The following is a 23,711-nucleotide window of genomic DNA, read 5'->3' on the forward strand; positions in this document are numbered from 1 at the left end:
CGGTCGCGACGACGGACACAATCTACACCAACCCGCATCTGGTGACGGCCATGATAACGGGGGCCAAGGGCGGTGAGTTCGAGCAGTTGAATCTTGATCCGAACCAGGCGGTAAGCCAGGTGATAGACAATCCGACGCCGACGCACCTGACACTCAGTACCAGCACGCCGAGCGTGGCGGAAGGGCAGTTGCTGAGCTTGACGGCCACTCTGGACCAGGTGCCTCAGACCGCGGTAGACGTGACACTGACCAACGGCATGACACTGACAATCCCGGCGGGTGAGCGGAGCGTGAGTATCGATGTGCTCTCTGCGGGTGAGGATGTGTATCTGGATGCGGGTCAACAGCATTTCGCCATCCGGGATGCGCAGGGCGGCAACTTTGAACAGCTGGTTGTAGACCGTAGCCCGTTGACCATTGATGTCACGGACACCCTCGACCCGACTAGCGTGACGCTGACGGCAGACAAGAGCACGCTGACCGAGGCGGGTGGAGAGATTATCTACACCGCGACCTTGGCCCATGAGAGCCATGGCGTGACCACGGTCCATACCCAGCTGGGCGATATCACCATTGCTGACGGAGACCGCAGCGGCACGCTGACACATACCGTGCCGGTCGGTGAGGATGTCTATCGTGACCCGAGCACGGTCAGCAACGCAATAACCGGTGCCGAGGGTGGCAATTTTGAACGACTGGTGCCGAATACGGCACCGGTCACCACAACCATTACCGACACCATCGATACCACCACGATTAGCCTGACTGCCCCGAGTACCGTGGTGGAAGGCAGCACCATTACCTACACCGCGCAGGTTGATCATCCGGTCACGGGCAGCGATCTGGTCCTGACGCTCAGTAATGGCCAACAACTCACCATCCCGGTGGGCGCGAGCAGCGGAACGCTGGATGTGGCGACGCGGCCGGCAGATGTGTTGGCGCAGGGCGATAGCCAGGTTGCGCTCTCCATCACGAGCACTCAGGGTGGGAACTATGAGCGGCTCGATAGCAGCGCCCATGTGTCGACCACGGTGACGGACAGCGCGCTGCCGGTGCATGTGACCCTGACGGGCAGCCCGGACGTGAAGGAAGGGGGCGTAGTGACCTGGACGGCGCAGGTGGACCATGCGCCGGTGACACCGTTGCTGTTGACGTTGGATAACGGCTCGGAGATCACCATCAAGGCCGGGGAGTTGACCGGTAGTGTCGATGTGAAAGTGCATCCGGACACCGTCTATGTGGATGCTGGCGTGGTCAACGCGGCGATTACGGCCTCAAGCGGAGGCGGCTACTCCCATCTCGAGCTACCGAGCGGCCCGAGTGCGGTGAGCGTCGGTGACACCATCGATACCACCACGATTAGCCTGACTGCCCCGAGTACCGTGGTGGAAGGCAGCACCATTACCTACACCGCGCAGGTTGATCATCCGGTCACGGGCAGCGATCTGGTCCTGACGCTCAGTAATGGCCAACAACTCACCATCCCGGTGGGCGCGAGCAGCGGAACGCTGGATGTGGCGACGCGGCCGGCAGATGTGTTGGCGCAGGGCGATAGCCAGGTTGCGCTCTCCATCACGAGCACTCAGGGTGGGAACTATGAGCGGCTCGATAGCAGCGCCCATGTGTCGACCACGGTGACGGACAGCGCGCTGCCGGTGCATGTGACCCTGACGGGCAGCCCGGACGTGAAGGAAGGGGGCGTAGTGACCTGGACGGCGCAGGTGGACCATGCGCCGGTGACACCGTTGCTGTTGACGTTGGATAACGGCTCGGAGATCACCATCAAGGCCGGGGAGTTGACCGGTAGTGTCGATGTGAAAGTGCATCCGGACACCGTCTATGTGGATGCTGGCGTGGTCAACGCGGCGATTACGGCCTCAAGCGGAGGCGGCTACTCCCATCTCGAGCTGCCGAGCGGCCCGAGTGCGGTGAGCGTCGGTGACACCATCGATACCACCACGATTAGCCTGACTGCCCCGAGTACCGTGGTGGAAGGCAGCACCATTACCTACACCGCGCAGGTTGATCATCCGGTCACGGGCAGCGATCTGGTCCTGACGCTCAGTAATGGCCAACAACTCACCATCCCGGTGGGCGCGAGCAGCGGAACGCTGGATGTGGCGACGCGGCCGGCAGATGTGTTGGCGCAGGGCGATAGCCAGGTTGCGCTCTCCATCACGAGCACTCAGGGTGGGAACTATGAGCGGCTCGATAGCAGCGCCCATGTGTCGACCACGGTGACGGACAGCGCGCTGCCGGTGCATGTGACCTTGACGGGCAGCCCGGACGTGAAGGAAGGGGGCGTAGTGACCTGGACGGCGCAGGTGGACCATGCGCCGGTGACACCGTTGCTGTTGACGTTGGATAACGGCTCGGAGATCACCATCAAGGCCGGGGAGTTGACCGGTAGTGTCGATGTGAAAGTGCATCCGGACACCGTCTATGTGGATGCTGGCGTGGTCAACGCGGCGATTACGGCCTCAAGCGGAGGCGGTTACTCCCATCTCGAGCTGCCGAGCGGCCCGAGTGCGGTGAGCGTCGGTGACACCATCGATACCACCACGATTAGCCTGACTGCCCCGAGTACCGTGGTGGAAGGCAGCACCATTACCTACACCGCGCAGGTTGATCATCCGGTCACGGGCAGCGATCTGGTCCTGACGCTCAGTAATGGCCAACAACTCACCATCCCGGTGGGCGCGAGCAGCGGAACGCTGGATGTGGCGACGCGGCCGGCAGATGTGTTGGCGCAGGGCGATAGCCAGGTTGCGCTCTCCATCACGAGCACTCAGGGTGGGAACTATGAGCGGCTCGATAGCAGCGCCCATGTGTCGACCACGGTGACGGACAGCGCGCTGCCGGTGCATGTGACCCTGACGGGCAGCCCGGACGTGAAGGAAGGGGGCGTAGTGACCTGGACGGCGCAGGTGGACCATGCGCCGGTGACGCCATTGCTGTTGACGTTGGATAACGGGTCGGAGATCACCATCAAGGCCGGGGAGTTGACCGGTAGTGTCGATGTGAAAGTCCATCCGGACACCGTCTATGTGGATGCTGGCGTGGTCAACGCGGCGATTACGGCCTCAAGCGGAGGCGGTTACTCCCATCTCGAGCTGCCGAGCGGCCCGAGTGCGGTGAGCGTCGGTGACACCATCGATACCACCACGATTAGCCTGACTGCCCCGAGTACCGTGGTGGAAGGCAGCACCATTACCCACACCGCGCAGGTTGATCATCCGGTCACGGGCAGCGATCTGGTCCTGACGCTCAGTAATGGCCAACAACTCACCATCCCGGTGGGCGCGAGCAGCGGAACGCTGGATGTGGCGACGCGGCCGGCAGATGTGTTGGCGCAGGGCGATAGCCAGGTTGCGCTCTCCATCACGAGCACTCAGGGTGGGAACTATGAGCGGCTCGATAGCAGCGCCCATGTGTCGACCACGGTGACGGACAGCGCGCTGCCGGTGCATGTGACCTTGACGGGCAGCCCGGACGTGAAGGAAGGGGGCGTAGTGACCTGGACGGCGCAGGTGGACCATGCGCCGGTGACACCGTTGCTGTTGACGTTGGATAACGGCTCGGAGATCACCATCAAGGCCGGGGAGTTGACCGGTAGTGTCGATGTGAAAGTCCATCCGGACACCGTCTATGTGGATGCTGGCGTGGTTAACGCGGCGATTACGGCCTCAAGCGGAGGCGGCTACTCCCATCTCGAGCTGCCGAGCGGCCCGAGTGCGGTGAGCGTCGGTGACACCATCGATACCACAAGCGTGACCCTGACGGGGACCTCTGGGGTGAAAGAAGGGGGCGATATTACCTGGACTGTAACGCTCGGTGCGGCAGCACACGGGGAAGTAACGGTCCAGCTCGACAATGGCAAGACCGTGGTGATTGCTGACGGACATACGTCTGGTCAGGTTATTACCACTGCGCCGGATGATCTCTTCTCTGGCGGCTCTCATGTAACCGCCAGTGTGGTATCTGCTACGGGAGGCAATTTTGAGCAGCTGGCTATCGGGGCCACGGCTACCGTATCGGTGGTGGATAATATTTCTCCAGTCTATGCCCGATTGGTTAATGTCACCGGCAGTGTGACAGAAGGGGAAACACTGCAGCATCGCGTCGAGTTAACAGATGGTAATGGTCATCTTGTGCAGGTGCCGACCGGGGGATCCGTCACTGTTACCTTGACGTATGGTTCGCAAACCACCTCACCAAGCGATTTCAGTGCGGCATTGGTAACGACCGTGACCATTCCTGCCGGCCATAACAGTGCTGTGATAGAAAACCAGACCGTGGTGGATTCGCTGTACGAAGGGCACGAAGGTTATACGCTGACCATTAGCGGGGTAACGGACACGGCTCATAGTTTTGAGTCGCTGGAGATTGTTAGCGGTGCTGGCGCCACCGTAACGGCGGTGATCAATGATGCGGATACCGCTCCCGTCTTGTCGGTTGCTAATGCTGAGGTCACGGAAGGGGGCGATCTTCTCTTCACCGTTACCCGTAGTGGGGATGCGCAGGCGGCGCAAAGCGTGAAGTTTGCGACATCGGACGGCACCGCCAATAGTTCAGATTACACCGCAGCCAGCGGGACGCTCACCTTTAATCCGGGCGAACTGAGCAAGAGTGTGACGGTGCACACCACGGCGGATACCCTGTTTGAGGGTAATGAAAACATGTATCTCACGCTCTCCCAACCTAACGTTGGGTCTGTGGTGCAAGGTAAGGCGATGGGCACCATTATCGATGATGATAGTGCTCCCAAGGTGGCGTCTATTTCATCGCCGTCCGTAACAGAAGGTCAATCGCTGGTCTTTGATGTTGCCCTCACCAATGCGGCTTCCTCGCTGCAGAAGCTGGCCTTCTCTCTGGGTGGCGGTAGTGCAGGTGTTGAAGATTACGGCAAGCCGGTGTTTTCCAACGGGGTGGTCTTGGACCATGGTTATCTGGCAGTGCCTGCCGGTGTGACTCATTTCTCCGTGACCTTGCCCACCACCGATGATCTGTTGGCCGAGCCTACCGAAACCGTGCCGCTGACTATTGGTGGTGTGACGGGAACGGGTTCAATTCTCGACAATGACGCCGCCCCCACTCATGAACTGCCGACCTCTCTGGCCCTGAAGGAAGACAACCCAAGCGCGGTCAGTGGGATCAAGGTAGCGGATCGTGACAGCGCCCATCTGTCAACCACACTCAGTGTCTTGCATGGCACACTCCTGGTCACGGCCGGGCATGCCACTGTGCAGGGCAACCATGGGCCGAGTCTGACGATAAGTGGCACGGCGGCAGAGATTAACGCAGCGCTGGCGACCCTGACCTACACCGGTAAACCCGATTACCATGGCGCGGACACGCTGCAAATCGAGACCAGTGACGGCCACCATCACGCCACTGGCGCGGTGCCGATTACGGTGGCATCGGTGGCCGATATAGTGGCGGACTCTTTACATGTCAATGAAGATGCGTCGCTTAGTTTTAATCCATTAACTGGCCAGGGCGGCGCATCGGCAGATAACTTTGAAGATAACACTCGCCAAGTGACCGGCCATACCAATCCTTCACACGGCACGCTGACACTTGGCAAGGATGGCGCGGCGCATTACACGCCGGTAGCCAATTACCATGGCGCGGACAGTTTTACCTACACCGTCAGCGCCGGTGGCAGCACTGAAACCGCAACCGTCACCATTGATGTGGCATCCGTCAATGATGCGCCCACAGCACCTGACGTGGTGTTGGTATCGGGCTCTGAGGATACACATCTGCCGTTAAGCTGGGGGGATTTCCATATCACTGACGTGGATGGTGGTAAGGCGCTAGGCATTAAAATTGGCAGTCTCCCCGCCGACGGTAAGCTGCTGTTTACTGACGATGGCAGGGCTTGGAAGGCGGTTACGGTCGGCCAGGTCATCACCAAGGCCATGATGGATGCTGGTCATTTCCATTTTGTGCCGGATGCCAATGAGGCCGGTGATGATGCGTATCATCACCCCGGTGTCGGCAATATGAAAGATGACTATGCCCATTTTGATTTCACCCCCACCGACGGTGAGCCAGTTAATGGGCAAGGAGCATTGTCCCATATGCACATTGATATAGCGCCCAAAGTTGATACACCGGTGTTAACGGTCAGTAGAGGCACCATGACTCATCAGCCGGGCCGTACCACAATCGAGGTGCATCAACAGGCTGGACAGAAAGATATCACCGTCACAGATGGCCATTTCAATGCTGACCCGCATGTCAAGATTTGGCATTTGTCAGACATCCAGGGCCAAGGTGGTAATGTTCACGGTGCACATGATAAATCAGATATTTTTATGTTGACTGATGATCAGGGTGCAATTTTGCCGGCGATGGCCGGGGCGGTGCATGGCTTGGACGGTGGCGGCGATAAAATTGACAGCCCTCAGGACTATATCTTTCTGGCCGGTCCACGGAGCCGATACGAGATTACCTACAGCGCTGACCATCCGAATACGGCTGGCGGCGGCATGGATAACCTCTCCATCACTGACAAAACAACCGGACAGAAAGTGAGTGTTGCCAACAATATCGAGAGCATTATCTTCGGTGATGGACACGGTTTGGTGAGTACGCAGGGGATGATGACTGAAAGTGGAGCCAAGGCCACCACTCATAGTGAACCGGGCGTTGATCACTATCCCCTGCAGCTGACTGCCGCCTTGACCGACAAGGATGGCAGTGAAAAGATCTCGGATATTACCTTTAACGGGTTACCGGATGGCAGCACGCTCAATCTGGGACATGCTGGCGCTCGGGGCAGTTGGGTCATTACTCATCAGGAGCTTGCGCAAGGGCAGCTCGTGTTGACCGTGAAAGAGGGTCAGTCGATTGATGGCATCAAGGTCGCTGTTACCTCTACTGAGGTGGACGGCGAGCATGCGACGTCGACATTGACGCTTGCCAGAGGCGCTCATGTGTCGGTGAGTCACGATGCTGGCCATGAAGCGCCGGTGGAGAGTGTGGCGCTGCAAGCTGCTCATCACGCGGATGCAGCGCCGGCGCCAGATCATCCGTCGCAGCTTGGCGAGCCGCTCTCAGGGCAACACGGCCAAGAGTTGTTTGCCGATGACGCCATCAACCTCAAGGAGTTGCCGGTGGGGGATCACAACCTGATCCTGAGCGCGGGAGCTAGCCTGGGCTTCCCCCTAGAGACCATGCATATCGACAACCAAAGTGGTCATGACCTGCTTGGCTCGGATCAGGGGAGCTGGTTGTTCGGCATCACTGGCAATGATCGGATCCTGGGCGGGCTTGGGGATGACGTGATCCGGGGAGGCATGGGCAACGATAGCCTAACCGGAGGCGCCGGCCACGATCTCTTTGTTTGGGGTCACGGGGATGAAGGGACAGTGGCACAGCCTGCCATTGACACCATCACCGACTTCCACCCGGAACAGGGTGACAAGATTGATCTGGCTCACATGCTGCAAGGGGTGACCGGCAACCATGTCGATAGTCTGCTCAATAACCTCTCTGCCTCGGTGTCGATGGGCAGCAATGGCCTGAACGACGTGAACCTATCGGTTTCGCCGGCAGGGGATGGCCACGTGACTCAGCAGATCACCCTGAAGGATGTGGATTTGACCAGCTGGAATCTCACTAGCACCTCCTCCCACGATATCCTGCAGAGCATGGTCGAAGACCAGCATAGCCTGATCATCCAACACCCCTGACGCTGCGTGAGATAGCACTATAGAAAAAGAGCCGGCAATTGCCGGCTCTTTTATAAGGTGAATACATAAACTGAGGGGCGGTCGGACGGGCGAGTTGCCACGTTGTTGGCCATGGTGCTGTCACCGTAGCGGTCAAGGCCTCATGGTTGGCAGCAGAGAGCGGCATGACGGCGGCGGGAGCGGCCTCTACCTCGGCGGCAACTACGGCTTCGATAACCTCAGGGGCATCAGTTACGGAGTAGATCGCAGTCGGTTCCATTACGGCAGGCTGCGACACACTTCGGAACCTGGCGATATTACGTGCCGATTTCAGCGCTCAGAGCGCGCATCGGTCAATCAGCAAGGTCCGTTGCTGATGATCCTATCCCTGGATGTGGATGTTGCGGGGCCGCGCGCAGGATTGTCTGATCACCAGATCCGGGTCAACGGTGATCAGGTGGTTCTCCACCGCCTCGCCGTTGATCCGCGCCAGCAGACGGGTGACAGCCAGACGTCCCAGCTCCTCTTTGGGCTGGTTGATGGTAGTGAGTGGCGGCGACATAAATTCGGCCAGCGCCACATTGTCATAGCCAACGATGGAGATATCCCGCGGGATCACCAGCCCGGCCTGATGGGCGGCACTGATGGCTCCCATTGCCATCATGTCATTGCAGACAAAGAGGGCGGTGGGGCGCTCTGACAGGGCCAGCAGACGAGTCATCGCCTGATGACCGCTGGCGCCGTCAAAGTCCCCCTCCTGGATCCACTGCGGATTGACGGTGAGCCCCGCCTCCTGCAACGCCTGCTCAAAGCCAGCTTGGCGCTGGTTGGCGGGTGCGCGGCTCTGGGGGCCGGTGATACAGCCGATGGCGGTATGGCCCAGTTCAATCAGATGGCGGGTCGCCAGATAACCGCCGCGGAAGGAGTTGTCAGCGATAAGATCCACATCCTCGCTGACCAGCCCCCAATCCATCACTACTACCGGCAGGCTCTTGAGCCAGTCGAGCTGGTTGAACACCTCCTGCTGTCCCTCGCTGCACATGATCAGCAGGCCGTCGACCCGCTTGCGCAGCATCATTTTGAGGTAGGATAGCGCCGTTTCGGCCTGCCCCTCGGTGTTGCCCAGCATCAGGTTGTAGCCCTGCTCGAAGCAGTAACGCTCCACCCCGCGCACCACCTCGGCGAAGAAGGGGTTGCTGGAGGTGGTGACCAGCATGCCGATACTGTTGGTCTCCTTCACCTTGAGGCTGCGGGCCACCAGGCTCGGGGCATAGTTGAGATCGCGCATGGCGGTGAAGACCCGCTCGCGGGTCTCCTCGGCCACGAAGCGGGTCTCGTTGATGACATGGGAGACGGTGGTGGTGGAGACCCCCGCCAGCGCCGCCACCTCCTTGATATTGGCCATCAGTGCCCCTGCGCAGTCTGCTCAAGCAGGAAGGCGTCCACTTCTTGCTTGCTCGGGATGGAGCTCTGGGCACCGAACCGGGTGACGGAGAGCGCCGCCGCCCCGTGGGCAAAGCGCACCGCGCCGTGGAAATCGGCTCCGGCCAGTTCGGCCGCCAGCAGGGCGCCGTTGAAGGTATCGCCCGCGGCAGTGGTATCCACCGCCTTGACCCGAAAGCCCGGGATCAGCTGTTGCTGCTGTGCGTTGCTGCAATAGACCCCCTGCGACCCCAGGGTGATCATCACATCCGCAATACCCATCTGGTGGAAACGGGCGGCCGCCTCGCGGGCGCTGGCTGCGTCGGTGACTTTGACGCCGGTCAACAGCTCGGCTTCGGTCTGGTTGGGGGTGATGAGATCCACCAGCGCCAGCAGCTCACTCGAGAGCGGGCGGGCCGGGGCGGGGTTGAGTACCACCCGGGTGCTGTGGGCGCGCGCCAGGCGTGCAGCTTCATGGACGCTCTCCAGCGGCACTTCCAGCTGTAACAACAGGGTGTGGGCGTCGGCGATCATGGCTTCGTGGCGCTGCACCACCGCAGGGGAGAGGGCGCCGTTGGCTTCGGCGGAGATACCGATGCTGTTCTCCCCCTCATCGCTGACATAGATGATGGCGATGCCGGTAGGCAGGGTGTCGTCGAGCTCGACGGCGCTCACATCGATGCCATCTTTGGCAAAGCCGCTTTTCATCTGGTGGCCGATGGCGTCATCACCGATACGGGCGATAAAGGAGACCGGGGCACCGAGGCGGGCGGCAGCGACCGCCTGATTGGCCCCCTTGCCACCCGGGACCACCTGATAGCTGTGGCCGGTCAGGGTTTCACCCGGGCGAGGAAAGTGGGGAACGCGCAGCACGTGGTCTGCATTGACACTGCCCAGAACGACGAGACGATTCATGTTGACTACTCCTGATGCATCTTGGCTTGAACACTGTGATTGAGTGAGCCCAAGCCGGGAGACACCTGAACGAGAGAGAAAAGGGGAGGCGAACCTCCCCTCGAGAACTTACTTGCTGACCACTTGCAGCGGTACCGGGATGGATTTTTCCACCGGCTGGCCCTTGAGCACCTTGTCGGCAGTTTCGACGCCGATGGCACCGATCAGTGCGGGTTGCTGGGCCACAGTGGCGGCCAGTTTGCCACGGGCGACCGCGGCTTTGCCATCGTCAGTGCCGTCGAAGCCGACGATCATCACCTCTTTACCGGCAGCCTGCACCGCGCGGATGGCACCCAGCGCCATCTCGTCGTTCTGGGCGAATACGGCCTGTACAGTCGGATGGGCCGCCAGCAGGTTTTCCATGACGTTCAGACCCTTGGTGCGGTCAAAATCGGCAGGCTGGGATGCCAGTACCTGCAGCTTGTTGGCCGCCACGGCCAGGGCAAAGCCTTCACCACGGTCGCGGGCGGCGGAGGTACCGGCAATCCCTTCCAGCTGGATCACCTTGGCACCGGTGCCCAGTTTTTCGGTGATAAAGTCACCGGCCAGTTTGCCACCCGCCACGTTGTCGGAGGCGATGTGGGCTTTCACCTCACCCTGTGCGGCGCCGCGGTCCAGGGTCAGTACCGGAATGTTGGCGCGGTTGGCCAGACGAATGGCGTTGCCGACCGCTTCGGAGTCGGTGGGGTTGATCAGGATGGCGCCGACCTTGCGCACGGTGAGATCTTCCATGTTGGAGAGCTCTTTGGCCGGGTCATTCTGGGAGTCCAGTACCACCAACTGGTAGCCGAGCTCTTTGGCTTTGGCTTCGGCCCCCTCTTTCATGGTGACGAAGAAGGGGTTGTTGAGGGTGGAGACCACCATGGCCAGGGTTTGATCGGCGGCCTGGGCGGTACCCAGCACGGACATGATGGCGGCAGCGAGCAGGGTATTGAGCTTTTTCATCATTTCATTCCTTGTGTGTGGCATGTCGTACGTTATTAACGATTGCTTTTGTTATCGATCATCACGGCAAGCAAGATCACGCTGGCCTTGGCGATCATCTGGTAATAGGAGGATACATCGAGCAGGTTGAGGGCGTTGTTCAGGAAGCCGATGATCAAGGCACCGATCAGGGTGCCCATGATGCGGCCCTTGCCGCCCATCAGGCTGGTACCACCCAGCACCACGGCGGCGATGGCATCCAGCTCGTAACCCATGCCCGCCGTCGGCTGGGCAGAGGAGAGGCGAGAGGTAACGATGAGCCCGGCCAGCGCCGAGAGCGCGCCGCACAGACCATACACCGCCAGCTTCACCCGATCCACATTGATGCCGGAGAGGCGGGTGGCAGACTCGTTACCGCCCAGCGCGTAGATGTAGCGACCGAGCCGGGTGTGGTTGAGCATGAACCAGGCGAGCAGGAAGACGATGGCCATCAGCCAGATGGGCACCGGCAGACCGAACAGGTAACCGGTACCGAGCCAGGCAAAGTGATCGGCGCCGTCACTGAAACCGGTGGAGATGGGGCGGCCCTCGGTATAGACCATGGTGATGCCGCGCAGGGCGGTCATGGTGACCAGGGTGGCGATAAAGGCCTGCACCTTGCCTTTGGCAATGATCAGACCGCTGACGCCGCCCAGCAGGGCACCGGCACCCAGAGTGAGGGGCACCACCAGCCAGATCGGCAGCTCCATGGCGACCATGGTCGCAGCCAGCGCGCCGCACAGGGCCAGTACCGAGCCGACCGACAGATCGATACCGGCGGTGAGGATAACCAGCGTCATGCCGACCGCCATGATGGCGTTGACCGAGGTCTGGCGTAGGATGTTGAGCAGGTTGTCGGCGGTGAAGAAGTTGGGGCTCAGGAAAGAGACCACACCAATCAGGACCAGCAGCGCGACCAGGGATTTGTTCTCGATCCACCACGCCTTGCTCATGACGCCACGGCGGGAAAGGGTTTGGGTTGTCATTGGGATGCCTCTTGCTCTGCTTGCCACTGTTTACCGACTGCCGCCGCCATCAGCTTCTCCTGATTGGCATCGCGGGTGTTGAACTCTGCGCTGATGCGCCCTTCGTGCATCACCATGATGCGATCACTCATGCCGAGCACTTCCGGCATCTCGGAGGAGACCAGAATGATGCTCATCCCCTCCTTCTTGAACTGGTTGATCAGCTGATAAATTTCCTTTTTCGCCCCCACATCGACGCCGCGGGTCGGCTCATCGAGGATCAGCACCTTGGGCCTTGTCAGCAGCCCCTTGGCGATGGCCACCTTCTGCTGGTTGCCGCCGGAGAGCAGCTTGATCAGCTGATCCTGACTCGGGGTCTTGATGTTGAACAGGCGCACATAGTCGCTTACCGCCTGCCGCTCGGCCTTGCCGTCAATCTTGCCGTTGCTGATGAACTCGTCGAGGGCGCACAGACTCATGTTTTCGCGCACCGACAGCTCCAGCACCAGCCCATCGCCCTTGCGATCTTCGGAGATATAGGCAATGCCCGCTGCCAGACCATCGGCCGGGCTTTTGGGCACCAATGCATGACCGTCCACTTTCACTTCACCAGCGCTGATGGGGCTGGCGCCATAGATAAGCTTCATCAGCTCGGTGCGGCCGGAGCCCATCAGGCCGCTGAAGCCCAGAATTTCCCCCTGACGCAGGGAGAAGCTCACCCCGCGCACGCCGGGACCGGCCAGATCCCTGACCTGCAGGCTGACGGGGCCGAGCTCGCGCTCAACGCGCGGATACTGCTCTTCCAGCCGGCGACCCACCATCATCTCGATGATCTTGTCTTCGTCCAGCTCGCTCACCGCCTTCTCGCCAATCCACTTGCCATCGCGCAGCACAGTGACTCGATCGCAGATCTGGAAGATTTCCTTGAGGCGGTGGGAGATATAGACGATGCCGCAACCCTGCTCACGCAACTCGCAGATCACCTTGAACAGCTGCTCGGTCTCGGTATCGGTCAACGCATCGGTGGGTTCGTCCATGATGATGACGTTGGCATCGAACGACAGCGCCTTGGCAATCTCTACCATCTGCTGTTCGCCGATGGAGAGATCCCCGAGCCGGGTATCCGGCCCATGTTTGACGCCAAGTCGTGCCAGGAGGGTGCTTGCCCGCTCGCGCAGCTGTTTGTGGTCGATGCTGCCAAAACGGGTACGGGGTTCGCGCCCGAGGAAGATGTTGGCGGCAATTGACAACTCCGGCAGCAGGTTCAGCTCCTGGTGGATGATGCTGATCCCCTGATCCTGAGAATCGCGCGGCCCCTTGAAGTGGACCGGCTGACCGCGGTAGCTGACGCTGCCCGCATCGGCCTGATAGATACCGGTCAGCACCTTCATCAGGGTGGATTTGCCGGCGCCATTTTCACCGAGCAGGGCCATCACCTGGCCCGGATAGACCCGCAGACCCGCTTCGTCGAGGGCGCGCACACCGGGGAAGGTCTTGACGATCCCGGTCAGCTCCAGAATGGGTGAGAGGGGGGAGGTTGTGCTCATTTGCAGCTTCCTTGAAGAGGCTTAAAACGCCACACCGGCGCAGAGGATCAGGTTGGCGTAGGGAGTCACCTCGCCGCTGCGCACGATAGCCTTGCTCTGGCGGGAGCGGGTTTTGAACTCCTCGTGCAGGCAGTATTCGATGGCGATGGGTTTGCCCTGGGCGGCTGCGTGGGCCTCAAGCTGATCGACCAGCGCCTGATGGGCGGCGGGGCTGATCTGCTTGATCTCGCTCGCCATGATCACCTTCTCCACCACCAGATCGGTGAGCAGGGCGGTCAGTACGGTTGCAAGGCTGGGCGTCCCCGCCATCAGCGCCAGATCGATCCGCTCCGGCCCTGCCGGAATTGGCAAGCCTGCATCGCAGACGGTGATCTCGTCGGTGTGGCCCATCTGTGCCACCAGAGCACTCAGGGGGGCATTGAGCAGTACGCCTCGTTTCATACAGCACCTCATCAGGCCTTGGCCCGTCAATCTGTGAACCGCCAGGCAACCGGTTACGCAACCGGTTGCGTCATGACGCAAAGATAGGCTTTTTACAGAGGAAGGGCCACGGTAAAACTACGGAAATGTGAAAACGATCTCAAAGGCGGGGGATGTAGAGAGAAAGAAGGGTGCCAGATGAGATCTGCCACCCTTTCATTGATTTATTGCTTAGTTGGAGAGGTGTTTGTTGCCCGCCGGGCAGGTCAGCATGCGGCGATACGCTTACTTGACGCGCATCCCCGGCTGGGCGCCTTCCTGCGGCTCCAGGATCCAGAGATCCTTGCCGCCCGGGCCTGCGGCCAGCACCATGCCTTCGGACATGCCAAAGCGCATCTTGCGCGGCGCCAGGTTGGCCACCATCACGGTCAGCTTGCCTTCCAGATCTTCCGGGTTGTAGGCGGATTTGATGCCAGCAAACACCTGACGGGTCTCGCCGCCGATATCCAGTTGCAGCTTGAGCAGTTTCTCGGCTTCCGGCACCGCTTCGGCCTTCTTGATCAGCGCGACGCGCAGGTCAATCTTGGCAAAGTCGTCATAGCTGATGGTCTCGCTGATGGGGTCATCAGCCAGCGGGCCGCTCACTTTCGGTGCCTGCTCCTTGGCTAGGTCTTCCTTGGATGCCTCGATCATGGCTTCAATTTTGGCAGGCTCGATGCGGGAGAAGAGGGCCTTGAACGGTGCAACGGTATGATCGACCAGCGGCATTTCGATGCCATCCCAGCTGAGGGTTTCGGCCAGGAAGGCTTCGGCACGCTCGGCCAGCAGCGGCATGACGGGCTTGAGGTAGGCCATCAGTACGCGGAACAGGTTGATACCGACGGAGCAAACCGCTTGCAGTTCGGCATCTGCCCCTTCCTGCTTGGCGATGACCCAGGGAGCCTTGTCGTCCACATAGCGGTTTGCCTTGTCGGCCAGCGCCATGATTTCGCGGATGGCACGGCTGAACTCGCGGCTCTCATACGCTTCGGCAATGGCGGTACGGGCATTGGCGAATTCGGCGTAGAGCTCGGGCTCGGCGCAGGTGGCTGCCAGCTTGCCGCCAAAACGCTTGGCGATAAAGCCGGCGTTGCGGGAGGCGAGGTTGACCAGCTTGTTGACCACGTCAGCGTTGACGCGCTGCACGAAATCTTCGAGGTTCAGGTCTAGATCGTCGATACGGCTGTTGAGCTTGGCGGCGTAGTAGTAACGCAGGCACTCCGGATCCAGGTGGTTCAGGTAGGTGGATGCCTTGATAAAGGTGCCCTTGGATTTGGACATCTTGGCGCCGTTGACGGTCACATAGCCGTGTACGTTGACCTTGGTCGGCTTGCGGAAGTTGGCACCTTCCAGCATGGATGGCCAGAACAGGCAGTGGAAGTAGGCGATATCTTTACCGATGAAGTGGTAGAGCTCGGCGCTGGAGTCTTTGTTCCAGTAGCTGTCAAAGTCGATGTCGCCGCGCTTGTTGCACAGGTTCTTGAAAGAGGCCATGTAGCCGATAGGGGCATCGAGCCAGACGTAGAAGAATTTGCCCGGCGCGCCCGGAATTTCGAAACCGAAGTAAGGGGCGTCACGGGTGATGTCCCACTGCTGCAGGCCGCTCTCGAACCACTCCTGCATCTTGTTGGCCATCTCTTCCTGAATGGCGCCGGAGCCGCGCACCCACCCAGAGAGCCATTTTTCAAATTGCGGCAGGTCGAAGAAGAAGTGCTCCGAGTCCTTCATCACCGGTGTGGCACCGGAGACGGCGGATTTCGGATCAATCAGCTCAGTCGGGCTGTAGGTGGCGCCGCAGCTGTCGCAGTTGTCACCGTACTGATCCGGGGATTTGCACTTGGGGCAGGTGCCCTTGACGAAACGGTCCGGCAGGAACATCGATTTTTCCGGATCGAACAGCTGGGAGATGGTACGGCTCTTGATAAAGCCACCGTCTTTCAGACGGCCGTAGATAAGTGTTGCCAGCTCGCGGTTTTCGTCGCTGTGGGTAGAGTGATAGTTGTCAAAGCTGATGTTGAAACCGGCGAAATCGGTCTGGTGTTCTTTGGAGACGGCCGCAATCATCTCTTCCGGGGTGATCCCCATCTGCTGTGCCTTGAGCATGATCGGGGTGCCGTGGGCATCATCGGCACAGATGAAGTGCACCTGATGACCGCGCATTCGCTGATAACGAACCCAGATATCGGCCTGGATGTGTTCCAGCATGTGGCCAAGATGGATGGAGCCATTGGCATAGGGGAGGGCGCAGGTTACCAGCATTTTACGAGGATCAGTTGCCATATTACGTTCTTGATGTGCTTGTTGGGATGATAGAGTGCCGTGCATGTTACCCGAATTGGGGGTAGCCTGCCTAGGGTTGTGGCTGTGCCAACCTTGGCAGAACCGCCGTTACGATGGCAAGCAAGCCACTGATTTGTGTGCGGTAACCGTTCACCTCAAGATAAAGACAAGATAATGAGGAGTTAATGGTGATTGATTCAGTAAAACAGATCCTCGCCGAATTTAAGCCAGCAGGCTGGCACAAGGATCTGGTGGATGCCGGATTCGTTCGCGAGATCATCAATCAGGGTCAGGGTCAGGGTCAGGGTCAGGGGCTTACTATCCGGCTGGTATTGCCGTTTGCCGGTCTCTCGCTGCTCGATCAGCTCAAAGAGAACTTCGATGCCAGGTTGCGCAGCGCCACCGGTGCCGCCCGTATCGACTGGGCACTGGAGATTGACGTCGCCAGTATGCCGCGGGCGCAGGGGCTCAATGCCGTGCAGGGCATTCGCAACATCATCGTGGTTGCTTCCGGCAAGGGGGGGGTGGGCAAATCCACCACCGCGGTCAATCTGGCGCTGGCACTGCAAAAAGAGGGGGCGCGGGTCGCCATTCTCGATGCCGATATCTATGGCCCTTCCATTCCCACCATGATGGGCTCCCTCAAGGAGCGCCCCGTCAGCCATGACGGCAAGCTGATGGAGCCGGTGATGGCTTGTGGCCTCAAGAGCAACAGCATCGGTTATCTGGTCTCCGAGCAGGATGCCACCATCTGGCGCGGCCCGATGGCGAGCAAGGCGCTGGCGCAGATCCTCCATGAGACCCGCTGGGGCGAGGTGGATTATCTGGTAGTGGACATGCCGCCGGGCACCGGCGACATCCAGCTCACCATGGCCCAGCAGGTGCCCACCTCGGCGGCAGTGATCGTGACCACCCCGCAAGATGTGGCGCTGGCCGATGCCCGCAAGGGGATCGCCATGTTCAACAAGGTCAATGTGCCGGTGCTCGGCATCATTGAGAACATGAGTTACCACGTCTGCAGCGCCTGCGGTCACCATGAGCCGCTGTTTGGTACCGGTGGCGGCCAGAAGATGGCAGAGCAGTATCAAGTGGCGCTGCTCGGCCAGTTGCCGCTGCACATCGATATCCGCCAACACATGGATGATGGCTGCCCGACGGTGTTCGGTGCACCGGAAGGAAGCCTGGCTCAGGCCTATTTGAAGCTGGCACGCAGGGTAGGGGCCGAACTCTTTTTCAGCGCAAAACCGATTGCGACCCCCCTCTATGCCATGGCGCTGGATGAATAATCGGCGGTCGGTCACTTGAAAGGGAATTGAGGGTGGGCATGACCCACCCTTTTTTATATAATGGATCGGTTTAAACCACCCCCACTGCTCTTCTCTTTTAGGTATTTGTCATGTCTGATACTCAACATTCGTGTGTGATCATCGGTATTGCGGGCGCATCTGCGTCTGGCAAAAGTCTTATCGCCCAGACCATTTATGAAGAGCTTGTGGCCGAACTGGGCGCAGGTCAGATTGGTGTGATCACCGAAGATTGCTACTACCGTGATCAGACCCACCTGACCATGGAAGAACGGGTCAAGACCAACTATGACCACCCCAACGCGCTGGATCACGACCTGTTGGTACAGCACTTGAGCCAGCTGGTCAAAGGTGACGCGGTCGCCATTCCCCAGTACTCCTATACCGAACATACCCGGATGAGCGACGTGACCCCGTTTGCGCCGCGCCGGGTGATCATTCTGGAAGGGATCCTGCTGCTGACCGACAGTCGTCTGCGGGATCTGATGGATGCCTCCATCTTCATGGATACCCCGCTCGACATCTGCCTGCTGCGTCGTCTGGTTCGTGATGTGCAAGAGCGTGGCCGTACCATGGATTCCGTGCTCAAGCAGTATCAGAAGACGGTGCGTCCGATGTTCCTGCAGTTTATCGAGCCGTCCAAACAGTACGCCGATGTGATCGTGCCCCGTGGTGGCAAGAATCGCATCGCCATCGACATGCTCAAGGCGCGTATTCGCCACATGTTGATTGGTTAAGATGAAACAAGCCGGGTGATACCCGGCTTTTTTAAAGCACAAAGTAGTCAGGAGAGTCGCCCAATGCGTCTGTGTGATACCGATATCGAACGCCATCTGGATGAGGGCAAGATCGTCATTGAGCCACGGCCCGGGGTAGAGCGGATCAGTGGCGTCAGCGTCGATGTGCTGCTGGGTAACGAGTTTCGGGTGTTTCGCGATCATACCGCCCCCTATATCGATCTGAGCGGCCCGAGCAGCGAGATGGCCGATGCCATCGATCGGGTGATGAGTGAGGAGATCCACATCCCAGATGGCGAAGCCTTCTACCTACACCCGGGTCAGCTGGCGCTGGCTGTTACCTATGAATCCGTCACCCTGCCAGCGGATATCGTCGGCTGGCTGGATGGCCGCTCTTCATTGGCGCGTCTGGGTCTGATGGTGCACGTGACCGCGCACCGCATCGATCCGGGTTGGTCCGGTCGCATCGTGCTGGAGTTCTACAACGGCGGCAAGCTGCCGTTGGCGCTGCGCCCGAAGATGAAGATCGGCGCCTTGAACTTCGAGATGCTCTCCGGCGTTGCGGCCCGCCCCTACAACAAGCGGGAAAATGCCAAGTACAAGAGCCAGCAGGGGGCCGTTGCCAGCCGCATCAATCAGGACTGATGACAGGCCACTCTGCAACGATTCAAGGGGGCACAAGGTGCTCCCTTGTTATATCTGGGGTCAAACGGAGCTAGTGTAGGCGCCTGTTTGGCTAACTACTCTTCGATATCCAGCAACACCAGAATGGCGCTGTCGCCGCCCCATTCGCGGGGGGCCTGATGGAAGGCGCGCACATTGGGATGCTGGGCCAGCCAGCTGGGAATGCGCTGCTTGAGAATATGTTTGCCGATACCGTGCATCACCGAGGCAACGTGAATGTTCTCTTTTTTGCAGAGGGTGAGCAGGGCGGCCAGCTCCTGTTTTGCCTGCTGCTGGTTCATGCCGTGCAGATCCAGGTAGATCTCGGGCGGATAAATGCCCCGCTTGAGCTTTTTCAGCTCAAATTTTGACACATCTTCCCGCACGTAACGGGTCGGCCCATCGTCGTCGAGATGGGGTTGGTACTCATCGCTGAAATAGTGGTCAACCCCAAGCTTTTCGCGGGTTTCGCGCAATTCGCGTTTCTGCTTGACCGGGCGTAACTCGGCCCTTATGGTATCTTGCTTGATTTTCCGGGTACCTTTTATCGCATCGCGGAACAGCAGGGTTTCCTCGTCTGTCGGTGGGGGCGTTTTTTTCATCAGATGCTCATGTATTAGGTATGCGTCTTGCCCGCTAGGTAAACGGGGCTCGGGCCGGATATTACTCGACTTGGAGGTGGATTTGGACAAGATATTTATCGATGAGGTGGTTGCCGAGATGCACACCATCCAGGACATGTTGCGTTGGGCCATGAGTCGTTTCAACGACGCCGGGATTTTTTACGGTCATGGAACCGACAACGCCTGGGATGAAGCTGTGCAGCTGGTACTGCCCGCGTTACATCTGCCACCGGATGTAGACCCGGCCATGCGCCACTCCCGTCTGACCAGCAGGGAGCGTCACCGTATCGCCGAGCTGATTATCCGCCGGGTACAGGAGCGGGTACCGGCCGCCTACCTGACCAACAAGGCCTGGTATGCCGGTTGGGAGTTCTACGTGGACGAGCGGGTGCTCATTCCCCGTTCCCCCATTGCCGAGATGGTGGCCAACCGCTTCGCGCCTTTCCTCAAACATGAACCGACCCGGATCATGGACTTGTGCACCGGCTCAGGTTGCATCGCCATCATCATGGCCCACGAGTTCCCGGAAGCGGAAGTGGATGCCATCGACATCAGCATCGATGCGCTGAACGTGGCCGAGCGCAACATCAACGATCACGGGCTGGAGCAGCAGGTCATTCCGATCCGCTCCGATCTGTTCCGCGATCTGCCGGCGGGTGACAAGTACGATCTTATCGTCTCCAACCCGCCCTATGTGGACTCCGAAGACATGTCGGATCTGCCGGATGAATTCCGTCACGAGCCCGAACTGGCACTGGCGTCCGGCTCCGATGGTCTCAAGCTGACCAAGCGTCTGCTGGCCCATGCGGCCGACTTCCTCAAGGATAACGGCGTGCTGGTAGTCGAAGTGGGCAACAGCATGATCCATCTGGAAGCCCAGTTCCCCGAGATCCCCTTTACCTGGGTTGAATTCGAAAACGGCGGACACGGTGTCTTTGTGATGACCCGTGACGAGCTGGCGCAGTATCAGGATCATTTTGCCATCTACAAGAACTAAGCAGGAGCGCGCATGGCAGGGAACAGTTTTGGTCAACTCTTTCGGGTCACCACCTTTGGTGAGAGCCACGGCCTGGCGCTGGGCGCCGTGGTCGATGGTTGCCCGCCTGGGTTGGAGATAAGCGAAGCGGATCTGCAGGGCGATCTGGATCGGCGCAAGCCGGGCACCTCCCGCTACACCACGCCACGCCGTGAGCCGGATGAGGTGAAGATCCTCTCCGGGGTATTCGAGGGCAAGACCACCGGCACCTCCATCGGGCTGCTCATCGAGAATACCGATCAGCGCTCCAAGGATTACTCCGATATCAAGGATCTGTTCCGGCCGGGTCACGCTGACTACACCTATCACCAGAAGTATGGTCAGCGCGACTATCGTGGCGGTGGTCGCTCCTCCGCCCGCGAAACCGCGATGCGGGTAGCCGCGGGGGCCATTGCCAAGAAGTACCTCAAACAGGTGCATGGCATCGAGATCACCGGTTATCTCTCCCAGCTCGGCCCCATCAAGGCCGAGGCGTTCGACGCGGCGCAGATTGAGCAGAACCCCTTCTTCTTCCCCGATGCGGGCAAGCTGGAAGAACTGGATCAATACATGCGCGACTTGAAGAAAGAGGGCAACAGCATCGGTGCCAAGGTACAGGTCATTGCGCGCAATGTGCCGGTGGGCCTGGGTGAGCCGGTGTTTGACAGGCTCGATGCCGACATTGCCCACGCCATGATGGGCATCAATGCGGTGAAAGGGGTGGAGATCGGCGACGGCTTTGCGGTGGTGGAGCAAAAAGGCTCCGAGCATCGCGACGAGATGACCCCGGCGGGCTTTGCCAGCAACCATGCGGGCGGCATTCTGGGGGGTATCTCGTCCGGTCAGGATATCGTGGTGAGCATGGCGCTCAAGCCCACTTCCAGCATCACTGTGCCGGGCAAGACCATCAATACCGAAGGCGAGGCCACCCTGATGATCACCAAGGGTCGCCACGATCCTTGCGTTGGCATCCGCGCCGTGCCCATCGCCGAGGCGATGCTGGCGCTGGTGTTGATGGATCATCTGTTGCGCCATCGCGCCCAGAATCAGGGGGTGTTGACCCATACCCCGCAGCTGCGCTGATCGGCCAGCCCACCGCTTGGTTGATCGATTGGCGAAGTTCCAGTCAAAAGGCGACCTCAGGGTCGCCTTTTTCATGGGCATTCATCGTGCTGGATGACTGGCCGAGTGTCTCCGGCTCAGCCGGGTTTGTTGACAACGCAGCGGCAGAGAGAGTCCAAGTGCCAGCTAGGGGTGGCCGACAGAAGATAGCACGCATGAACCTTAACCTCCTTGGACAGCACGGATGCGGCGATATCGCTGTTATCTGGCATCCAGCATAACCTGATCCGAATGAGTTCTTGAGCGGCGTTGCCGGGTGGGACGGAGACCTGCTTTTGACAAACATGCTGGGAGGAACATCACATTTTTCTCGTTTATCCCGGGCAACTCCGTTAGACTGCGCCTCTATTCTTTCCCCTTTGCTCTGCTCCCCGGGGAAATCGTTGTTTTCTCAATAGGCCCAGATCTTGTGAGATGGCATCGGCTCAGCAGAGGAGCCCCACCACAAATCCCCGGCGCCCCTATCCCTAGCAGGTAACTATGAGTTTTACTTCCCTCGGTCTGGCCGAACCCTTGTTGCGTGCCGTTGCCGAGCAAGGCTACGACACCCCGTCTCCCATTCAGCAGCAAGCGATCCCCGCCGTTCTGGCTGGCCGCGATCTGATGGCGGCGGCCCAAACAGGGACCGGCAAGACCGCAGGCTTTACCCTGCCGATGCTGCAACGTCTGATGGAGAGCAAGCGCAAGGTCTCCCCGAACCGCATCCGCGCCCTGGTGCTGACCCCGACTCGCGAGCTGGCTGCCCAGGTAGGCGAGAGCGTGCGTAACTACGGCAAACACCTGCCGATCCGCAGCCACGTGGTCTTCGGCGGCGTGAGCATCAACCCGCAGATGATGGCTACCCGTCGTGGTCTGGATGTGTTGGTGGCCTGCCCGGGTCGTCTGATGGATCTCTACAACCAGAACGCCGTCAAGTTCGATGAAGTGGAAATCCTGGTGCTGGACGAAGCAGATCGCATGCTCGACATGGGCTTTATCCGCGACATCCGCCGCATCCTGGCCCTGCTGCCGAAGAAGCGCCAGAACCTGCTGTTCTCCGCTACTTTCGCCGATGAGATCCGCGAACTGGCCACCGGTCTGCTGGATAACCCGGCGGTGATCGAAGTCGCCCCGCGCAACAGTACCGCCGAGCGTATCGAGCAGCTGGTGCACCCCTGTGACAAGGCCTACAAGATCGCGCTGCTGAGTCATCTGGTCACCAGCAACAACTGGCAGCAGGTACTGGTGTTCACCCGTACCAAGCACATGGCTAACCGCGTTGCCGAGACCCTCGACAAGAACGGTGTCAGCGCCGCCGCCATTCACGGCAACAAGAGCCAGGGTGCCCGTACTCGCGCGCTGGCCGGTTTCAAGGATGGTAGCGTCAAGGTGTTGGTGGCGACCGATATCGCTGCCCGTGGTCTGGATATCGACAAGTTGCCGCAAGTGGTCAACTTCGAGCTGCCCAACGTGGCGGAAGATTACGTGCACCGTATCGGTCGTACCGGTCGTGCCGGTGCTGCCGGTCACGCCATCTCCCTAGTCGCGGCCGATGAAGGCAAGCTGATCAAGGCGATCGAGCGGCTGACCAAGCAGAACATTCCGTGCGAGCAAGTAGCTGGTTTTGAAGCCTCCCGCGAGACGCTCGATAACATAAGCCGTGGTATCGGCGCGCCGCTGCGCAAAGAGCCCCGTGACCCGAGCGAGCAGCGCCGTGCGCCGCGTCCGCAAGGTCAAGGCCAGCGTCAGGGTGCCGGTCGCTCTGCCAACGGCGGCAAACCCAAGCCCCAGGGTGGCCAGCGTCCTGAAGGCGGCGCCGGCAAACCGGCTCAGGCTCGTCGCCCGCGCCGCGCGACCCACAACCAGTAAGTAGTAAGCGGCTCGGGAGCCAGGCTCCTCAGCGTTACGGTTGACTGAAAAAGCCCTGCCAATTTGGCATAATGCCAGTCAGTTGAGGATCAGCTGATCGATCATTCTGATGTGTAAAAATCCGAAA

15 protein-coding genes are annotated in these 23,711 nt (G+C 59.8%); 7 read left to right on the forward strand and 8 right to left on the reverse strand.

Features of this window, described 5'->3' with window-relative positions; translation table 11 throughout:
• Positions 1-50 precede the first annotated feature (50 nt).
• Positions 51-7,703 carry a type I secretion C-terminal target domain-containing protein gene (locus NMD14_09385; GenBank protein ID XEI34566.1) on the forward strand — a complete coding sequence of 2,551 codons (7,653 nt, stop codon included), beginning with the start codon at positions 51-53 and terminating at the stop codon, positions 7,701-7,703.
• A 361-nt stretch (positions 7,704-8,064) separates the two neighbouring features.
• On the opposite strand, the gene NMD14_09390 is transcribed toward NMD14_09385, so the two are convergent.
• The 7 genes from NMD14_09390 to metG form a co-directional block, all read right to left on the reverse strand.
• Complete coding sequence (locus tag NMD14_09390) at positions 8,065-9,087, reverse strand: substrate-binding domain-containing protein (protein ID XEI34567.1); 1,023 nt, start codon at positions 9,085-9,087, stop codon at positions 8,065-8,067.
• Positions 9,087-10,019, reverse strand: a complete 933-nt coding sequence (rbsK, locus tag NMD14_09395; GenBank protein ID XEI34568.1) for a ribokinase — start codon at positions 10,017-10,019, stop codon at positions 9,087-9,089. Before rbsK ends, NMD14_09390 begins: the two co-directional genes overlap by 1 nt.
• Positions 10,020-10,127: 108 nt before the next feature.
• A complete protein-coding gene (gene rbsB, locus NMD14_09400; GenBank protein ID XEI34569.1) occupies positions 10,128-11,003 on the reverse strand; it encodes a ribose ABC transporter substrate-binding protein RbsB in 876 nt (291 codons plus the stop codon).
• Positions 11,004-11,038: 35 nt separating this feature from the next.
• Complete coding sequence (rbsC, locus tag NMD14_09405; protein ID XEI34570.1) at positions 11,039-12,007, reverse strand: ribose ABC transporter permease; 969 nt, start codon at positions 12,005-12,007, stop codon at positions 11,039-11,041.
• Positions 12,004-13,533, reverse strand: coding sequence for a ribose ABC transporter ATP-binding protein RbsA (rbsA, locus tag NMD14_09410; protein ID XEI34571.1), 1,530 nt, complete (start codon positions 13,531-13,533; stop codon positions 12,004-12,006). The genes rbsC and rbsA overlap by 4 nt, the downstream gene beginning before the upstream one ends.
• A 21-nt stretch (positions 13,534-13,554) precedes the next feature.
• A complete protein-coding gene (rbsD, locus tag NMD14_09415; protein XEI34572.1) occupies positions 13,555-13,974 on the reverse strand; it encodes a D-ribose pyranase in 420 nt (139 codons plus the stop codon).
• 264 nt (positions 13,975-14,238) lie between these two features.
• Positions 14,239-16,272 (reverse strand): methionine--tRNA ligase, encoded by a 2,034-nt coding sequence (gene metG, locus NMD14_09420; GenBank protein XEI34573.1) that lies wholly within the window; start codon positions 16,270-16,272, stop codon positions 14,239-14,241.
• A gap of 185 nt (positions 16,273-16,457) precedes the next feature.
• On the opposite strand from metG, the gene apbC reads away from it, so the two are divergent.
• The 3 genes from apbC (at position 16,458) to dcd (ending at position 18,958) form a co-directional block, all read left to right on the forward strand.
• Complete coding sequence (gene apbC, locus NMD14_09425) at positions 16,458-17,558, forward strand: iron-sulfur cluster carrier protein ApbC (GenBank protein ID XEI34574.1); 1,101 nt, start codon at positions 16,458-16,460, stop codon at positions 17,556-17,558.
• Positions 17,559-17,668: 110 nt separating this feature from the next.
• Positions 17,669-18,313, forward strand: coding sequence for a uridine kinase (gene udk, locus NMD14_09430; protein XEI34575.1), 645 nt, complete (start codon positions 17,669-17,671; stop codon positions 18,311-18,313).
• Between the two features lie 63 nt (positions 18,314-18,376).
• On the forward strand, positions 18,377-18,958 hold the full coding sequence (dcd, locus tag NMD14_09435) for a dCTP deaminase (GenBank protein ID XEI34576.1): 582 nt from the start codon (positions 18,377-18,379) through the stop codon (positions 18,956-18,958).
• 95 nt (positions 18,959-19,053) lie between these two features.
• Here dcd and smrB read toward each other — a convergent pair whose 3' ends face one another.
• Positions 19,054-19,578, reverse strand: a complete 525-nt coding sequence (smrB, locus tag NMD14_09440) for an endonuclease SmrB (GenBank protein XEI34577.1) — start codon at positions 19,576-19,578, stop codon at positions 19,054-19,056.
• 82 nt (positions 19,579-19,660) lie between these two features.
• On the opposite strand from smrB, the gene prmB reads away from it, so the two are divergent.
• From prmB to NMD14_09455, 3 genes are all read left to right on the forward strand, one after another.
• Positions 19,661-20,596, forward strand: a complete 936-nt coding sequence (gene prmB, locus NMD14_09445) for a 50S ribosomal protein L3 N(5)-glutamine methyltransferase (GenBank protein ID XEI34578.1) — start codon at positions 19,661-19,663, stop codon at positions 20,594-20,596.
• Positions 20,597-20,608: 12 nt separating this feature from the next.
• Positions 20,609-21,697: a chorismate synthase gene (gene aroC, locus NMD14_09450; protein ID XEI34579.1), complete on the forward strand. Its 1,089-nt coding sequence runs from the start codon at positions 20,609-20,611 to the stop codon at positions 21,695-21,697.
• Positions 21,698-22,216: 519 nt separating this feature from the next.
• Positions 22,217-23,584, forward strand: coding sequence for a DEAD/DEAH box helicase (locus NMD14_09455; GenBank protein ID XEI34580.1), 1,368 nt, complete (start codon positions 22,217-22,219; stop codon positions 23,582-23,584).
• Positions 23,585-23,711 lie beyond the last annotated feature (127 nt).

Origin of the sequence: Aeromonas veronii, from assembly GCA_041319085.1 — a bacterium.
Taxonomy (GTDB): Bacteria; Pseudomonadota; Gammaproteobacteria; order Enterobacterales; family Aeromonadaceae; genus Aeromonas; species Aeromonas veronii_F.

Bases quoted from the DNA above. Each gene is read 5' to 3' on its own strand.
- rbsD (XEI34572.1), bottom strand. From the start codon at position 13,974: ATGAAACGAGGCGTACTGCTCAATGCCCCCCTGAGTGCTCTGGTGGCA.
- udk (XEI34575.1), top strand. From the start codon at position 17,669: ATGTCTGATACTCAACATTCGTGTGTGATCATCGGTATTGCGGGCGCA.
- rbsB (XEI34569.1), bottom strand. From the start codon at position 11,003: ATGAAAAAGCTCAATACCCTGCTCGCTGCCGCCATCATGTCCGTGCTG.
- smrB (XEI34577.1), bottom strand. From the start codon at position 19,578: ATGAAAAAAACGCCCCCACCGACAGACGAGGAAACCCTGCTGTTCCGC.
- dcd (XEI34576.1), top strand. From the start codon at position 18,377: ATGCGTCTGTGTGATACCGATATCGAACGCCATCTGGATGAGGGCAAG.
- NMD14_09385 (XEI34566.1), top strand. From the start codon at position 51: ATGATAACGGGGGCCAAGGGCGGTGAGTTCGAGCAGTTGAATCTTGAT.
- rbsK (XEI34568.1), bottom strand. From the start codon at position 10,019: ATGAATCGTCTCGTCGTTCTGGGCAGTGTCAATGCAGACCACGTGCTG.
- apbC (XEI34574.1), top strand. From the start codon at position 16,458: ATGGTGATTGATTCAGTAAAACAGATCCTCGCCGAATTTAAGCCAGCA.
- NMD14_09455 (XEI34580.1), top strand. From the start codon at position 22,217: ATGAGTTTTACTTCCCTCGGTCTGGCCGAACCCTTGTTGCGTGCCGTT.
- rbsC (XEI34570.1), bottom strand. From the start codon at position 12,007: ATGACAACCCAAACCCTTTCCCGCCGTGGCGTCATGAGCAAGGCGTGG.
- rbsA (XEI34571.1), bottom strand. From the start codon at position 13,533: ATGAGCACAACCTCCCCCCTCTCACCCATTCTGGAGCTGACCGGGATC.
- aroC (XEI34579.1), top strand. From the start codon at position 20,609: ATGGCAGGGAACAGTTTTGGTCAACTCTTTCGGGTCACCACCTTTGGT.
- NMD14_09390 (XEI34567.1), bottom strand. From the start codon at position 9,087: ATGGCCAATATCAAGGAGGTGGCGGCGCTGGCGGGGGTCTCCACCACC.
- metG (XEI34573.1), bottom strand. From the start codon at position 16,272: ATGGCAACTGATCCTCGTAAAATGCTGGTAACCTGCGCCCTCCCCTAT.